The 15,753-nt window shown below is 63.8% G+C and carries 14 protein-coding genes and 2 pseudogenes; 14 read left to right on the forward strand and 2 right to left on the reverse strand.

Features of this window, described 5'->3' with window-relative positions; translation table 11 throughout:
* The 14 genes and pseudogenes from rpsB to lpxB form a co-directional block, all read left to right on the forward strand.
* Positions 1-111 (forward strand): annotated as a pseudogene (gene rpsB, locus JWQ24_RS21980) (30S ribosomal protein S2); the annotation flags it as partial.
* A 124-nt stretch (positions 112-235) separates the two neighbouring features.
* A complete protein-coding gene (tsf, locus tag JWQ24_RS21985) occupies positions 236-1,159 on the forward strand; it encodes a translation elongation factor Ts (RefSeq protein WP_299812546.1) in 924 nt (307 codons plus the stop codon).
* Positions 1,160-1,233: 74 nt separating this feature from the next.
* The gene (gene pyrH / locus JWQ24_RS21990) at positions 1,234-1,950 is read left to right on the forward strand and encodes a UMP kinase (protein ID WP_299812548.1); all 717 of its coding nucleotides are present in this window, start codon (positions 1,234-1,236) and stop codon (positions 1,948-1,950) included.
* Positions 1,951-2,019: 69 nt separating this feature from the next.
* Positions 2,020-2,577: a ribosome recycling factor gene (frr, locus tag JWQ24_RS21995; protein WP_299812576.1), complete on the forward strand. Its 558-nt coding sequence runs from the start codon at positions 2,020-2,022 to the stop codon at positions 2,575-2,577.
* Positions 2,578-2,678: 101 nt separating this feature from the next.
* The gene (locus tag JWQ24_RS22000; RefSeq protein WP_299812550.1) at positions 2,679-3,434 is read left to right on the forward strand and encodes an isoprenyl transferase; all 756 of its coding nucleotides are present in this window, start codon (positions 2,679-2,681) and stop codon (positions 3,432-3,434) included.
* On the forward strand, positions 3,431-4,153 hold the full coding sequence (locus JWQ24_RS22005) for a phosphatidate cytidylyltransferase (RefSeq protein ID WP_299812552.1): 723 nt from the start codon (positions 3,431-3,433) through the stop codon (positions 4,151-4,153). The genes JWQ24_RS22000 and JWQ24_RS22005 overlap by 4 nt, the downstream gene beginning before the upstream one ends.
* A gap of 4 nt (positions 4,154-4,157) precedes the next feature.
* A complete protein-coding gene (locus JWQ24_RS22010) occupies positions 4,158-5,381 on the forward strand; it encodes a 1-deoxy-D-xylulose-5-phosphate reductoisomerase (protein ID WP_299812554.1) in 1,224 nt (407 codons plus the stop codon).
* Between the two features lie 44 nt (positions 5,382-5,425).
* Positions 5,426-6,577 carry an RIP metalloprotease RseP gene (rseP, locus tag JWQ24_RS22015; RefSeq protein ID WP_299812556.1) on the forward strand — a complete coding sequence of 384 codons (1,152 nt, stop codon included), beginning with the start codon at positions 5,426-5,428 and terminating at the stop codon, positions 6,575-6,577.
* Between the two features lie 173 nt (positions 6,578-6,750).
* Complete coding sequence (bamA, locus tag JWQ24_RS22020; RefSeq protein ID WP_299812558.1) at positions 6,751-9,279, forward strand: outer membrane protein assembly factor BamA; 2,529 nt, start codon at positions 6,751-6,753, stop codon at positions 9,277-9,279.
* A gap of 32 nt (positions 9,280-9,311) precedes the next feature.
* On the forward strand, positions 9,312-10,394 hold the full coding sequence (lpxD, locus tag JWQ24_RS22025; RefSeq protein WP_299812560.1) for a UDP-3-O-(3-hydroxymyristoyl)glucosamine N-acyltransferase: 1,083 nt from the start codon (positions 9,312-9,314) through the stop codon (positions 10,392-10,394).
* The gene (gene fabZ, locus JWQ24_RS22030) at positions 10,391-10,870 is read left to right on the forward strand and encodes a 3-hydroxyacyl-ACP dehydratase FabZ (RefSeq protein WP_299812562.1); all 480 of its coding nucleotides are present in this window, start codon (positions 10,391-10,393) and stop codon (positions 10,868-10,870) included. The genes lpxD and fabZ overlap by 4 nt, the downstream gene beginning before the upstream one ends.
* Positions 10,871-10,971: 101 nt before the next feature.
* Complete coding sequence (gene lpxA / locus JWQ24_RS22035; protein ID WP_299812564.1) at positions 10,972-11,775, forward strand: acyl-ACP--UDP-N-acetylglucosamine O-acyltransferase; 804 nt, start codon at positions 10,972-10,974, stop codon at positions 11,773-11,775.
* A gap of 26 nt (positions 11,776-11,801) precedes the next feature.
* On the forward strand, positions 11,802-12,659 hold the full coding sequence (gene lpxI / locus JWQ24_RS22040) for a UDP-2,3-diacylglucosamine diphosphatase LpxI (RefSeq protein WP_299812566.1): 858 nt from the start codon (positions 11,802-11,804) through the stop codon (positions 12,657-12,659).
* Positions 12,656-13,858, forward strand: coding sequence for a lipid-A-disaccharide synthase (gene lpxB / locus JWQ24_RS22045; RefSeq protein ID WP_299812568.1), 1,203 nt, complete (start codon positions 12,656-12,658; stop codon positions 13,856-13,858). Before lpxI ends, lpxB begins: the two co-directional genes overlap by 4 nt.
* Before the next feature lie 154 nt (positions 13,859-14,012).
* Here lpxB and gltA read toward each other — a convergent pair whose 3' ends face one another.
* Both gltA and JWQ24_RS22055 read right to left on the reverse strand, forming a co-directional pair.
* A complete protein-coding gene (gltA, locus tag JWQ24_RS22050; RefSeq protein WP_299812574.1) occupies positions 14,013-15,314 on the reverse strand; it encodes a citrate synthase in 1,302 nt (433 codons plus the stop codon).
* 150 nt (positions 15,315-15,464) lie between these two features.
* Positions 15,465-15,753 (reverse strand): annotated as a pseudogene (locus tag JWQ24_RS22055) (glutamate--tRNA ligase); the annotation flags it as partial.

A 15,753-nucleotide genomic window follows, 5' to 3' on the forward strand; every position in this document is an offset into this window, starting at 1 on the left:
GCCGAACTCGATCACGACACCGCCCACAAGATCGGCGAAGAGGTCGGACTTCCGAGCCGGGCCGATGGCTGGGTAGCCCAGGCCAAGGCGATGACCGCGGAAGCGGAATAACGCGAACGCGCCGGCCGGAGCATTCCGGCCGCCAACTTCCTATCTGGATAATTGCTGGTGGCGGACGAGGGCGAGGGCCAAAGCCCGCGCCGCGACCGCCCTGACAGGCAAAGGACTTGCAACGATGGCAACAATCACAGCGGCGATGGTCAAGGACCTGCGCGAGACCACCGGTGTCGGCATGATGGACTGCAAGCAGGCGCTGTCCGAGAACGACGGCGACATGCAGGCGGCGATCGACTGGCTGCGCAAGAAGGGGCTCTCGAAAGCCGCGAAGAAGTCCGGCCGCGTTGCCGCCGAAGGGCTGATCGGCGCGCTGACCGCGGGCACCAAGGGCGTTGTCGTCGAGGTCAATTCCGAGACCGACTTTGTCGCGCGCAACGGCCAGTTCCAGGGGCTGGTCAAGATGATCGCCCAGGTCGCGCTCAAGGTCGGTGGCGATGTCGAAGCCATCAAGGCGCATAAGGTCGGCGACGCGACCGTCGAGACCGCGATCACCGAAGCGATCGCGACGATCGGAGAGAACATGTCGCTGCGCCGCGCCGCACTGCTCGAAGTCTCGGCCGGCGTCGTGTCCAGCTACGTGCATAACGCCGTGACCGAAGGCCTCGGCAAGATGGGCATCATCGTCGCGCTGGAATCGACCGGCAAGACCGACGAGCTCGCCGTGCTCGGCAAGCAGATCGCGATGCATGTTGCCGCCGCCAACCCGCAGGCGCTGGATTCGGCGTCGCTCGATCCGGCCATCGTGGCCCGCGAGAAGGACGTGATGGCCGACAAGTATCGGCAGCAGGGCAAGCCCGATGCGATGATCGAGAAGATCGTCGAGAACGGCCTGAAGACCTACTACAAGGAAGTCTGCCTGCTCGACCAGGCCTTCATTCACGACACCTCGAAGTCGGTGGCGCAGGCCGTCAAGGAAGCCGAAGGCAAGGTAGGCGCGCCGATCAAGCTGACCGGCTTCGTGCGCTACGCGCTCGGCGAAGGCATCGAGAAGCAGACCTCGGACTTCGCTGCCGAAGTCGCCGCCGCCAGCGGCCAGAAGTAACTACGACTTGAGACCTGAGACCTCCCGGCGGCTTGACGCCGGGAGTTGCCGCCTCGAAAGGAAGCGATCGCATCATGGGTGAGCCGCTCTATCGTCGCGTCGTGATCAAGCTTTCAGGTGAGTATTTCGCCGGGGGCCAGCCGTTCGGCATAGATCAGCCCACCATCGACCGCATCGCTGGCGACCTCATCGCCGCCCAGAAGCTCGGCGTCGAGATCGCTGTCGTGGTCGGCGGCGGCAACATTTTTCGCGGTGTCGAAGTGTCCTCGCGCGGCGTGTCGCGCCCGACCGGCGACACCATGGGCATGCTCGCCACCGTGATGAACTGCCTGGCGCTGGAAGCCGCGATCGAGCGCCGTGCGGTGCCGGCGCGCACGCTGTCGGCGATGGTGATGCCGCAGGTCTGTGAGTTGTTCACCCGTGCTGCTGCGCACAAATATCTCTCCGAAGGCCGCATCGTGCTGCTGGCCGGCGGCACCGGAAATCCTTACTTCACCACCGATACGACGGCCGTTTTGCGCGCCGCCGAAATCGGCGCCAGCGCGGTGCTGAAGGCCACCAATGTCGATGGCGTCTACAGCGCCGATCCGAAGAAGGACCCCGCCGCCACGCGGTTCGAGCGGCTCAGTCACTCGCAGGCGGTGGAGGGCAACTTCAAGGTGATGGACGCAACCGCTTTCGCGCTTGCTCGTGAGACGACGCTGCCTATCATCGTGTTTTCTATCGCCGAACCAGGTTCGATCGGCGCCATTTTGACCGGTACGGGCCGCGGCACCATCGTCGCGGGCTGATTTTCATACGGTCCGGCCGCGCTGCGGGTCCGGGCCGCCAGGTTTCAAGAGGAGAGCTGCATGGCCCCCATGGCCCCATTCGATATCAACGAGCTGAAGCGTCGCATGCAGGGGGCGACCCAGTCGCTGAAGCACGAACTCGGCGGATTGCGCACCGGACGCGCGGCGGCCTCGATGCTTGAGCCGGTGCAGGTGGAGGCCTATGGCAGCCACATGCCGCTGAACCAGGTGGCGACCGTGTCGGTGCCGGAACCGCGCCTGCTGTCGGTGCAGGTCTGGGACAAATCGATGGTCAAGGCCGTCGAAAAGGCGATCGTCGATTCCAACCTCGGCCTCAGCCCGGCCACCGAAGGCCAGGTACTGCGCCTGCGCATTCCCGAACTGAACGAAGAGCGCCGCAAGGAGCTGGTGAAGGTCGGCAACAAATATGCCGAGGCCGCCAAGGTCTCCGTACGCCATGTTCGCCGCGACGGCATTGACCACATCAAGAAGCTCGAAAAGGCGCACGAGATCACCGAAGACGATCAGAAGCGCCTCGACAACGACGTGCAGAAGGCGACCGACGCTTCGATCGCCGAAATCGACCAGATGCTGGCCGCCAAGGAAAAGGAAATCATGACGGTTTAGCGCGATCCTTCAGCGCGCCGGCGCGACGGTTAGGGAACATCTCTGCCTGTCGCGCCCTGAATGACTTGAGAGCGCATGATGTCATGCGTGGGGACCAACCGATGTCGAACGCTGCCGCGCCCGCAACCGATGGATCGGACCGATCCACGCCTTTGCATGTCGCGATCATCATGGACGGCAATGGACGCTGGGCTGCTTCCCGCGGATTGCCGCGCGCCGAGGGTCACCGCCGTGGCGTCGATGCGCTGCGTCGCGTGGTTCGCGCGTCCAACGAGCTCGGCATCCAGTATCTGACGATCTTCTCGTTCAGTTCGGAAAACTGGTCGCGCCCGGCAACGGAAATCCGCGACCTGTTCGGTCTGCTGCGCCGCTTCATCCGCAACGATCTCGCCACGCTGCATGCCGACGGCGTCTGCGTCCGCGTCATCGGCGAGCGCGAGGGGCTTGATCCCGATATTCGCGGGCTGCTCTCGGAAGCCGAAGATCTCACGCGCGGCAACACCAAGCTCAATCTCGTCGTTGCCTTCAATTACGGATCGCGCCACGAAATCGCCAAGGCCGCGCAGCGCCTCGCGCAGGAAGTCGCCGACGGCAAGCGCACCCCGGAAAGTATCAATGCGGACGCGCTCGGGCAGTATCTCGACGCGCCGGACATTCCGGATCCTGACCTCATCATTCGCACTTCCGGCGAACAGCGGCTGTCGAACTTCCTGATGTGGCAGGCCGCCTACAGCGAACTCGTCTTCGTGCCGATCCATTGGCCGGACTTCGACAAGGCCGCGCTTGAAGGCGCGATTGCCGAATATGCCCGCCGCGAGCGCCGCTTTGGCGGCCTCGCCGCGAAGACTGGTTCATGACGGACGTGAAGCAAGACGACGCGACGCCGAAGCCAGCGGATGATCGCGGTCTGCGAAATTTCCTGATGCGTGTGCTGACCGCGCTGGTGCTGATCCCCGTCGCGCTCGGCGTCGCTTATGCCGGAGGCTGGCTGTGGGCTGGGCTCGTCACCCTGGTTTCGGTCGGCCTGTTCATCGAGTGGCGGACAATTGTCGGGGCGCAGCGTACCGGCTGGATCGTGCTCGGCGTCGTTTACGCCGCCGTCGCACTGGCAGCTTCCGTGATGGTGCGCCTTGATCCGGTCTGGGGCTTTTCCGCGCTGATTTTCGTGCTGCTGATCGTCTGGGTCACCGACATCGGCGGATATTTTGCGGGCAGGGGAATCGGCGGCCCGAAGCTGTGGCCGCGGGTCAGCCCGAAGAAGACCTGGGCCGGCGCGATCGGCGGGTTGGTGCTGAGCCTTGGTGTGGCCGCGGGTTTTGCCTCTTACGGTATCGGCCGTCTCGTGCCGCTGCTGGTGCTCGCAACCGTTCTTTCGGTGGTCTCCCAGCTTGGCGATCTGTTTGAATCCGCCGTGAAGCGCCGGTTCGGCGTCAAGGATTCCGGCCACATCATTCCCGGTCACGGCGGTCTGCTGGACCGACTCGATGGCTACGTGTTCGCGGTTATTGCAGCCGCGCTGCTCGGTCTTTTGCGCGGCGGCGCCGATGGCGTCGGCCACGGTCTTATGGTTTGGTGATCTGATGAGTGCTGTTCCCCTGCGAAACAACAAGGCTGCCGCGTCAAGCGTGCGCCGCGTTACCGTCCTCGGCGCCACCGGCTCGATCGGCGACAGCACGATGGACCTGATCCGTGCCGCGCCGGAGCGGTACCAGGTGGAAGCGCTGACCGCCAATACGAATGTCGAGGCTCTGGTCAAGCTTGCCCGTGAGTTCCGCGCCCGCTTCGTGGCGGTGGCCGATGCCTCCAAGCTCGACGAATTGCGCGCGGCTCTGGCCGGCACCGGCATCCAGTGCGGCGCCGGCGACAGCGCCATCGTGGAAGCGGCGGAGCGCCCCTCGGACTGGCTGATGGCGGCGGTTGCCGGCGCGGCCGGGCTGAAGCCGGCGCTCGCCGCCGCCGATCGCGGCGCGACCATCGCGCTGGCCAACAAGGAATGCCTTGTCTGTGCCGGCGATTTCTTCATGCAGCGCGCCGCCAAGGCGGGCGCCTGCATCCTGCCGGCTGATTCCGAGCACAATGCGCTGTTCCAGGCGCTAGGCTCCGGCAGCCGCGAAGAACTGACCCGCGTCATCATCACCGCTTCCGGCGGCCCGTTCCGCACCTGGGCCGCCGCTGACATTGAGCAGGCGACCCTGGCGCAGGCCCTGAAACATCCGAACTGGTCGATGGGCCAGAAAATCACGATCGATTCCGCTTCGATGATGAACAAGGGCCTCGAAGTGATCGAGGCCTCCTACCTGTTCGCGCTGACCCCGGACGAGATCGACGTGCTGGTGCATCCGCAGTCGATCGTCCACGGCATGGTCGAGTTCCGCGACTTCTCCGTGATGGCGCAACTCGGTTCTCCGGATATGCGGACGCCGATCGCGCATTGCCTCGGCTGGCCCGACCGCATTCCCGGCCGCGCAGCGCCGCTCGATCTCGCCAAGATCGGCACGCTGACCTTCGAGGCACCGGATTACGCGCGCTTTCCCGGTCTCAAATTGGCCTATGACGCACTGCGTACCGGCCACGGCGCGACCACGGTCTACAACGCCGCCAATGAAGTCGCCGTCGCCGCCTTCATTGGCCAGAAGATCCGCTTCGGCGCGATCGCGCGGTTGGTCGAGGCAACGATGAACGCGTGGGTGAGGGCGGGTAACCTGGCTCCGCTCACGTCGGCCGACGACGCCATCGCCGTTGACCATAACGCGCGAAAAATGGCCGCCACCCTCTTGCCTCAAATTGCCGCAAAGGCATCCTAGTAGATTGGGGACGGAGCCACTGGCTTCGCGTGTAGGGGATCGGGATGCTCGGGTTTTTTGAACACAGTTTCAATACGTTAAGCCACGGATTGATTGGCTACATCATCCCGTTCCTGTTCGTGCTGACGATCGTGGTATTTTTCCATGAGCTTGGCCACTTCCTGGTCGCGCGCTGGAACGGCGTGAAGGTGCTGACCTTCTCGCTCGGCTTTGGGCCGGAGATCGTAGGCTTCAACGACCGTCTGGGCACACGCTGGAAGATTTCCGCGATCCCGCTCGGCGGCTACGTCAAGTTCTTCGGCGACGAGAGTGAGGCCAGCACGCCGTCGTCGGCGGCTTTGTCGAGCATGACCGCGCAAGAGCGCGAGGGCAGCTTCCATCACAAGCGGGTAGGGCAGCGCGCGGCGATCGTCGCCGCCGGCCCGATCGCCAACTTCATCCTCGCGATCGTCATCTTCACCTGCCTGTTCACCTTTTTCGGCAAGCCCAGCACCACCGCGCAGGTCGATACCGTGCAAACCGGCAGCGCCGCAGCTGCCGCTGGCTTCCAGTCCGGCGACGTCATCAAGTCGATCGACGGCAGTGTCATCGGCAGCTTCTCCGACATGCAGAGAATCGTCGGCATCAAGGCCGGCGAGCAGCTGACCTTCAGCATCAAGCGCGGCGATTCGATCGTCGAGCTGAAGGCGACCCCGGAACTCAAGGAAGTCAAAGACAGCTTCGGCAACGTCCACAAGCTCGGCGTGCTCGGCATCACCCGGGCGGCCGCGGTCGGCGAGGCGACCACCGAGAAGGTCAACCCGGCGGCGGCCTTCGTGCTCGGCGTCAAGGAGACCTGGTTCGTGGTTGACCGCACGCTGGCCTATATCGGCGGCGTCTTCAGCGGCCGCGAGGCGGCCGACCAGGTTGGCGGTCCGCTGCGAATCGCCCAGATCTCCGGGCAGGTGGCGACCATCGGAATCACCGCGCTGATCCACCTGGCAGCGGTACTTTCGATATCGATCGGGCTGCTGAACCTCTTCCCGGTGCCGCTGCTGGATGGCGGTCACCTGCTGTTCTATGCGTTTGAAGCCATACGCGGCCGGCCTTTGTCGGAGCGCGCCCAGGAGATGGGATTCCGCGTCGGGCTGGGACTTGTGCTGATGTTGATGGTGTTTGCGACGTATAACGACATTCTTCATCTGGCCGCGTCATGATGCGATTTCAGGGCAACGTGGCCGAAGGGCAACGTCTTGGAATGAAAATGAAATCGCCACGCGAATGGCCGTTTGCCAGTCTGGTAAAATTGGCTACAAGCAACGCAACAAATGGGATTCTGCCAGTTCGTAGGGGTGCGGGCTGGCGATGGAATGATAAGGGCGCGCTGCGCATGAAGTTTGGTTTGCGGGTATTGCGGGGCGGCCTCGTGGCTTCCCTGATCTTGGTCGCCATGCCGGTTGCCGCTACGGTGACCGCTTCGCTGGTCTCTACGGCTGCTTTCGCCCAGACCGTCGCGTCGATCTCCGTCGAGGGCAACCGCCGCGTCGATGTCGAGACGATCCGTTCCTACTTCCGGCCCGGCCCGAGCGGCAGGCTCGACCAGGGCACCCTCGATGACGGCCTCAAGGCCCTGATCGAGACCGGCCTGTTCCAGGACGTCAAAATCAACCAGGCCGGGGGGCGTGTGTTGGTTTCGGTGGTCGAGAACCCGGTCATTGGCCGTGTCGCCTTCGAAGGCAACAAGAAGGTCAAGGACGAGCAGCTCACCGCTGAAGTGCAGTCCAAGCCGCGCGGCACGCTGTCGCGCCCGATGGTGCAGGCCGATGCTTCGCGCATTTCCGAGATCTATCGCCGTTCCGGCCGTTACGACGTCAGCGTCGTCCCCGAGATCGTCGAGCAGCCCAACAACCGCGTCGATCTGATCTTCACCGTCAACGAAGGCGTCAAGACCGGCGTAAAGTCGATCGAGTTCATCGGCAACAAGGCTTACTCGTCCTATCGCCTCAAGGACGTGATCAAGACCCGCGAATCCAACGTTCTGAGCTTTCTCGCCTCCGGCGACATCTACGATCCGGATCGCGTCGAAGCCGACCGTGACCTGATCCGCCGCTATTACCTGAAGAACGGCTTTGCCGACGTTCAGGTCGTCGCCGCGCTCACCGAATACGATCCCGAGCGCAAGGGCTTCCTGGTCACCTTCAAGATCGAAGAAGGTCAGCAGTACCGCGTCGCTTCGGTTGATTTCCAGTCGACCATCCCGACCCTCGACGGCAACACGCTGCGCCCGTTCTCCCGCGTCGCTGTTGGCTCGCTCTACAACGCGGAAGCGCTGGAGAAGTCGGTCGAGGAGATGCAGATCGAAACCTCGCGTCGTGGCTATGCCTTCGCCGTGGTTCGTCCGCGTGGCGATCGCAACTTCGAAGCCCATACTGTCTCCATCGGTTTTGCCGTGGAAGAGGGCCCGCGCACCTACATCGAACGCATCAACGTTCGCGGCAACACCCGCACCCGTGACTATGTGATCCGTCGCGAGTTCGATCTGTCGGAAGGCGATGCGTACAACCGTGCGCTGGTTGATCGTGCCGAGCGCCGCCTCAAGAACCTCGACTTCTTCAAAAGCGTGAAGGTTTCGACCGAGCCCGGCTCGTCCAGCGATCGCGTGATCGTTGTTGTCGACCTCGAAGAAAAGTCCACCGGCGACTTCTCGGTCTCGGGTGGCTATTCGACGACCGACGGCGCACTGGGTGAAGTCAGCGTCTCCGAGCGTAACTTCCTCGGCCGTGGCCTGTTCGCCAAGGCTTCGGTGCAGTACGGCCAGTATGCCCGCGGCTACTCGCTGTCCTTCGTCGAGCCCTATCTGCTTGACTACCGTGTCGCGCTCGGCCTCGACTTCTTCCAGCGCGAGCAGCTGTCCAACAGCTACATCTCGTACAACACCAAGACGCTCGGCTTCAGCCCGCGCCTCGGTTTCGGTCTGCGTGAAGATCTGACCCTGCAGCTGCGTTACTCGATCTACCAGCAGGACATCTCGCTGCCGCCCGCGTACAATAATTGTAATAACTCCAGCGCCAGCGGCCTGCGGACCCCTGCTTTCCTGAACGGTCAGATTCCCAATACGTTTGATCCGGGAAACAGTGCGACCTGGGGCTGCTACGCCGACGGCGAATCCTCGCTGCCGGTCCGCAAGGAACTGGCTGGCGGCGCGACCATCACCTCGCTGGTCGGCTATACGCTCAACTACAACACCCTCGACAACAACAAGAACCCCACCGACGGCCTGTTCATCGAGTGGAAGCAGGACTACGCCGGCGTTGGCGGCGACGTGAACTACCTGAAGTCGACGATCGATGCGAAGTACTACACCCCGCTGGTTGCCGACATCGTTGGCCTGCTGCGTGTCCAGGGCGGTATGCTCAACACGGTCGGCAAGGACCTGCGCATGCTCGACCAATTCCAGATGGGTCCGAACCTGGTTCGTGGTTTCGCTCCGAACGGCATTGGCCCGCGTGACATCAGCTACGTCGCACTCGGTGCGACCGGCGATGCGCTCGGCGGCACGAAGTATTGGGGTGCGTCGGCTGAACTGCAGATGCCGTTCTGGTTCCTGCCGAAGGAAGTTGGCATCAAGGGCGCGGTTTATGCCGATGCTGGCGGCCTCTGGGACTATCAGGGTCCGACCTCGTGGGCCCAGACCGGCGAAGTCAACACGGCAGGCTGCGTTCCCGCTAGCAAGACGACTGTTGGTACCTGTACCGGCCTGCAGTATGACAGTGGCAACGTCGTCCGCTCGTCGGTCGGTGTTGGCCTGATCTGGCAGTCCCCGTTCGGTCCGCTGCGCTTCGACTACGCGGTGCCGATCACCAAGGGCGAATACGATCGCGTGCAGCAGTTCAAGTTCGGCGGCGGAACTTCGTTCTGAGTTTGATCACGGGCCGTACCGCGACGGGTGGCATGGCACAGCCGACATTCTACAAGCAAACGCCGTCGTTGACGCTGGCTGAGATCGCCGCGTCAACGAAGGTCCAGCTGGTCGACCCCGCCCGGGCCGACCAGCGCATTACCGGTCTGGCTTCGCTCGACGAGGCCGGTCCGCAACATCTCGCTTTCTTTGATAACGTTCGCTACATCGACCAGCTCGCGCAGACCCGTGCCGGCGCCTTGCTGGTCAATGAGCGTTTCAAGGGCGACATTCCCCCTCATATCGCGGTGCTCCGCGCCAAAAGCCCGTTCGGCGCCTTCGTGGCGCTGAGCCGCGACTGGCACGACGATGCGCTGCGCCCGCAGTCCGGCTTTGGCCTGACCGGGGTTGCCGCTTCCGCCATCGTCCATCCGACCGCGCTGCTGGAAGACGACGTCACCGTCGATCCGCTTGCTGTGATCGGCCCTGACGTCGAGATCGGCGCGGGATCGGTGATCGGCTCCGGGGCGGTGATTGCCGCCGGCGTCAAGATCGGCCGCGACTGCAATGTCGGCGCCAATTCCTCGATCCAGTTCGCGCTGATCGGCAATAACGTGCTGATCCATCCGGGTTGCCTGATCGGGCAGGACGGCTACGGCTTCATCTTTGCCGCGAGCCACCTCAAGGTGCCGCAGACCGGCCGCGTGCTGATCCAGAACGATGTCGAGATCGGCGCCGGGACCACGATCGACCGCGGCAGCCTGCGCGACACCGTGATCGGCGAGGGCACCAAAGTCGACAACCAGGTGCAGATCGGCCACAACGTCACGATTGGGCGACATTGTCTGATCGCCGCCAAATGCGGGCTGGCCGGCAGTCTCACGCTTGGTGACAATGTCGCGCTGGGTGCAATGGTCGGGCTCAACAATCACATTACGGTCGGCGACGGCGCCCAGGTCACCGCGATGAGCGGCGTCAAGGACAGCATCCCGCCGAAGGGGCGGTGGGGCGGTTTCTTCGCCAAGCCGACCAAACAATGGTTTCGCGAGATACTCGCGGTGGAAAAGCTCGGTCGCGACAGCGCGCCGGGCGCGAATACGAGTTCGCAGGATGCGAAAGACGAGGGGCGGGAATGACGCAAGACTCACTGATCGATAACGAGTCGCCGATTGCGTATGGGCTGGTGGATATCAACACCATCCTCAAGACGTTGCCGCATCGCTATCCGTTCCTGCTGATCGACCGCGTCGTCAATATCCGCAAGGATTACAGCGGCATCGGCATCAAGAACGTTACCATCAACGAACCGGCCTTTCTCGGCCATTTCCCGGACCGTCCGGTATTTCCGGGCGTGCTGATGATCGAGGGCATGGCGCAGACCGCCGGCGTGATCGGCATCATGTCGGTCGAGGGCACCGAGAAGCCGCGCGCGGTGTACTTCCTGACCATCGACAAATGCAAGTTCCGCAAGCCCGTGATGCCCGGTGACACCATCGAATATCACATGCGCAGCATCGGCCGGAAGAAGAGCATGTGGTGGTTTCACGGCGACGCCAAGGTCAACGGCGTCATCGTCGCCTCCGCCGACGTCGGCGCGATGCTGACGGACTGACCGCCGCAAGCTCCCTAGACAGTTCCGGTTTGCCGCGCTAACCAACGGAAAACCCACCATATTCGCACAGCTGCGAGCTGTCAGATACGGGACCCCCTGCGATGAGCAATATCGATTCCACGGCGCGGATCGCAGACGGCGCCGTGATCGGCGAAGGCACCTCGATCGGGCCGTATTGCATCATCGGGCCCGACGTCGTGATCGGCCGCGATTGCAAGCTGATCGCGCACGTCCACATCACCGCACAGACTACGATCGGCGACGGCTGCACGATCTATCCGTTCGCCTCATTGGGTACGCCGCCGCAGTCGCTGAGCTACAAGGGCGAGCTGACCAAGCTGGTCATCGGCAATGGCTGTACGATCCGCGAGTCCGTCACCATGAATGCCGGCACCGTGGCCGGGGGCGGCATCACCTCGGTCGGTGACCGCGGTTACTTCATGAACTGCAGCCATGTCGGCCACGACTGTCATGTCGGCAACGACGTGATCTTTGCGACCTCGGCGACGCTCGGCGGCCATTGCGAGATCGGTGATTTCGTCTTCATGGGCGGGCTTTCGGCCGTGCACCAGTTCACGCGGATCGGTCCGCAGGCAATGATCGGCGGCATCTGCGGCGTGCGCGGCGACGTCATTCCGTTCGCGCTGGTCAACGGCCAGTATGCCAGCCTCGAAGGCCTCAACATCATTGGCATGAAGCGCCGCAAGTTCACCAAGCAGCGCCTCGCGCTGGTGCGCTCTTTTTACCAGAAGCTGTTTCATGGCGAGGGCGTCTTCGCCGAACGGCTGGTACGCGTGCAGCCGATGGCATCGGAGGATTCTGCGATCGCGGAAATCCTGGCCTTCATTGCCGCTGGCCAGCATCGTGCACTGTGCCTGCCCGAGGATGGTCACGGCAGATCTTGAACTCTGAGCAGGGCGCGGAGCAGGCCATGACGGATCCGCAATTGGCAGTCACATCGCCGGTCGGCCTGATCGCCGGCGGCGGCGTGCTGCCTTTCGCGGTGGCGGACGTCCTGCTGGCGCGCGGCATCGCGCCGGTGTTCTTCGCGCTGAAGGGCGTCTGCGATCCCGCACTCGTCGCGCGTTTCAAACATCACTGGGTGCCGATCGGCCAGCTCGGCCGGCTGAAGACCCTGATGCGCAACGAACATTGCCGCGATCTGGTTTTCATCGGCACCTTGGTGCGGCCAGCGCTCTCCGAGATCCGGCTGGATTGGGGCACGCTGCGCGCGATGCGGCACATCCTGTCGGCGTTTCGCGGCGGTGATGATCATCTGCTCACCGGCATCGGACGCATCTTTGAACAGGACGGCTTTCGCCTGCTGGGAATCAAGGACGTGGCACCCGACCTCTTGATGCCCGCGGGATCGCTGACCCGCGCCCAGCCCGACGCCATCGCTGAAGCCGACATCGCCAAAGGTCTGGACGTGCTGCGCGCGCTCAGCCCGTTCGATATTGGCCAGGCCACCGTGGTGATCGACGGCCATGTCGTGGGCGTCGAGGACATCGAAGGCACCGACGGGCTGCTGGCGCGCGTGGTGCATCTGCGCGAGCAGGGCCGCATCCGTGCCAAGTACGGCCGCGGTGTGCTGGTGAAGGCTCCCAAGAGCGGCCAGGACCTGCGCTTCGACATGCCGACGCTCGGTCCGCAGACCATCGCGCGGGCCGCCGCGGCGGGGCTTGCCGGCATTGCCATCGTCGCCGGCAACACCATCGTCGCCGAGCCGCAGCAGATGGTGGAAGCGGCCGATGCCGCCGGCCTGTTCGTGACGGGATTACCGGCGTGACGCGAAAAATCTTCCTGATCGCCACCGAGGAATCCGGCGACCGGCTCGGCTCCGCGCTGATGAAGGTGCTGCGGCAGCGTCTCGGCGACGACGTCGCCTTTGAGGGCATCGGCGGCTCGACGATGGCGGCCGAGGGGCTGGTCTCGTTGTTTCCGATCGAGGCGCTGTCGATCATCGGTTTTGCCGCGATCCCGAAGAAGCTGCCGATGATCCTGAGGCGTCTTTCGGAAGCGACCGAGGCGGTGCTGAAGGCCGCGCCGGATATTCTGGTGATCATCGACAGCCCGGATTTCACCCACCGCGTGGCGCGCCGCGTGCGCCGCCGCGCGCCGGGCATTCCGATCGTCGACTACGTTTCGCCCTCGGTGTGGGCGTGGCGGCCGGGCCGGGCGCGGGCCATGCGCTCTTATGTCGACCACGTGCTGGCGCTGCTGCCGTTCGAGCCCGAGGCGCATCAGCGGCTCGGCGGTCCGCCGTGCAGCTATGTCGGCCATCCCCTGATCGAACAGATCGCGTCCTTGCGCCCGGATGCCGCGGAGCAGGCGCGCCGCGACGCCACGCCGCCCGTGCTGCTGGTATTGCCCGGCAGCCGCCGCAGTGAGATCCGTCACCACATGGCGATCTTTGGCGCGGCACTTGGGCTGTTGCACCGGCAGGGCGTCGCGTTCCAGCTGATCCTGCCGACCATGCCGCATCTTGAGCAGGCGGTCGCCATCGCACTGAGGGACTGGCCGGTGCGGCCCCGCGTCGTGGTCGGCGAGACCGACAAGCGTGCGGCGTTCAGGATCGCACGCGCCGCGCTGGCAAAATCGGGCACCTCGACACTGGAATTGGCGATTGCCGGGATACCGATGGTGGCGGCCTACAAAGGCGGCAACGTCGAGGCCTGGATCGCGCGCCGCGTGATCCGTTCGGCCTCGGTGATCCTTGCCAACCTCGTGGTCGGCGAGAATGTCGTGCCGGAATATATCCAGCAGGATTGCACACCGGAAAACCTCGCGCCGGCGTTGCGCGACGTGCTTGCCGACACGCCGCTGCGGCAGCGCCAGGTCGAGGCCTTTGCCGGGCTCGATGCCATCATGGCCACCGGCAAGACCTCACCGAGCATTGGTGCTGCGGAGATCGTGATCGGGATGCTGAAGCACTCACCGCTGTCATCGCCCGGCTTGACCGGGCGACCCAGTAAGCCGGAACGATAGTGCACGAACTTTAGCTGCGCCGTTTACTGGATTGCCCGCTTTCGCGGGCGACGACAGGTGCGCTATGTCTCGCTCCTGTTTGCATCCCTTCCAAAACAAATCGGCGGACCGTTTCCGGTCCGCCGATCTGTAACTTGAATCCTGAAGTACGCGTTTAGCGCTTGGCGATATCGACGTAATCGCGGCGGGCGGCGCCGGTGTAGAGCTGGCGCGGACGGCCGATCTTCTGCTGCGGGTCTTCCAGCATCTCGCTCCACTGGCTGATCCAGCCGACGGTGCGGGCAACCGCGAACAGCACAGTGAACATCGAGGTCGGGAAGCCCATCGCCTTCAGCGTGATGCCCGAATAGAAATCGACGTTCGGGTACAGCTTGCGGTCGATGAAGTACTGGTCGCTCAGCGCGATCTTCTCCAGTTCCATCGCCACAGCCAGCATCTCGTCGCCGCCATGACCGGTCTCGGCCAGCACTTCATGGCAGGTCTCCTGCATGATCTTGGCGCGCGGATCGTAGTTCTTGTAGACGCGATGACCGAAGCCCATCAGGCGGACGCTGGAATTCTTGTCCTTTACCTTGGCGATGAACTCGGGAATTTTGTCGACGGTGCCGATCTCGGCAAGCATCGCCAGCGCTGCTTCGTTGGCGCCGCCATGTGCGGGTCCCCACAGGCAGGCGATGCCGGCAGCGATACACGCGAACGGGTTGGCGCCGGACGAGCCGGCAATGCGCACGGTCGAGGTCGAGGCGTTCTGCTCGTGGTCGGCGTGCAGCGTGAAGATCTTGTCGAGCGCCTTGGCCAGCACCGGGTTGACCTTGTAGTCCTCGCAAGGCACCGCAAAGCACATTTTCAAGAAGTTCGATGCGAAATCGAGCGAGTTGGTCGGATACACGAACGGTTGGCCGATCGTGTACTTGAACGCCATCGCGGCCAGCGTCGGGATCTTGGCGATCATGCGGATCGACGCGATCATGCGCTGCTTGGGATCGTTGATGTCGGTGGAGTCATGATAGAACGCGGCGAGCGCGCCGACCGAAGCCACCATCACCGCCATCGGATGCGCGTCGCGACGGAAGCCCTGGAAGAACCGGGCCATCTGCTCGTGAACCATGGTGTGGTTGGTGATGCGGGTGTCGAAGTCGAGCTTCTGCGCCTTGGTCGGCAGTTCGCCGTACAAAAGCAGGTAGCAGGTCTCAAGGAAGTCGCCGTGACCTGCGAGCTGCTCGATCGGGTAGCCGCGATATTCGAGGATGCCGGCGTCGCCGTCGATATAGGTGATCTTCGACTGGCAGCTGCCGGTCGAGGTAAAACCGGGATCGTAGGTGAACAGGCCGGACTGGGCGTAGAGCTTGCCGATGTCGATGACATCAGGTCCGACGGTCCCGCTCAGAATCGGGAAGTCGAAGCTCTTGCCATCGACGGTCAGCGTTGCGGATTTGGAATTGATTTTTGCGTCCATCGCGTGGTCCCCGATGAGATCGTTGAGAGGGCCGGTCGATCGGCGCCATCGGGAGATGGCGGGGCCGGCCGGATATGCCTCAGGCTTCGCCAAATGGGTATCGCATTGCAGTGTGCGCTGCAAGACGGACCGACTCGACCTGCAGCTATGCTAAATAGCGGCCTGGTCGGCCAGCCGCGCGAGGCATTCCTGCCGCCCCAATACCGCCAGAACGTCGAAGATACCGGGCGATGTTGTCTTGCCGGTCAGCGCCACCCGCAGCGGCTGCGCCACGCCGCCCAGCTTGAGGCCGTTCTGCTCCGCGAAGGCGCGCATTGCCGCCTCGGTGGCTTCCGCGCTCCACGGCGTCACCGCTTCCAGCGCCAGCCGAAGCCGGCCGATCAATTCGCGGTTTTCCGGCGTCAATAGCGCCGCCGCCTTGGGCTCGATTTCGAGCGGC

It is taken from the genome of Tardiphaga sp. (assembly GCF_028290495.1).
Classification (GTDB): Bacteria; Pseudomonadota; Alphaproteobacteria; order Rhizobiales; family Xanthobacteraceae; genus Tardiphaga.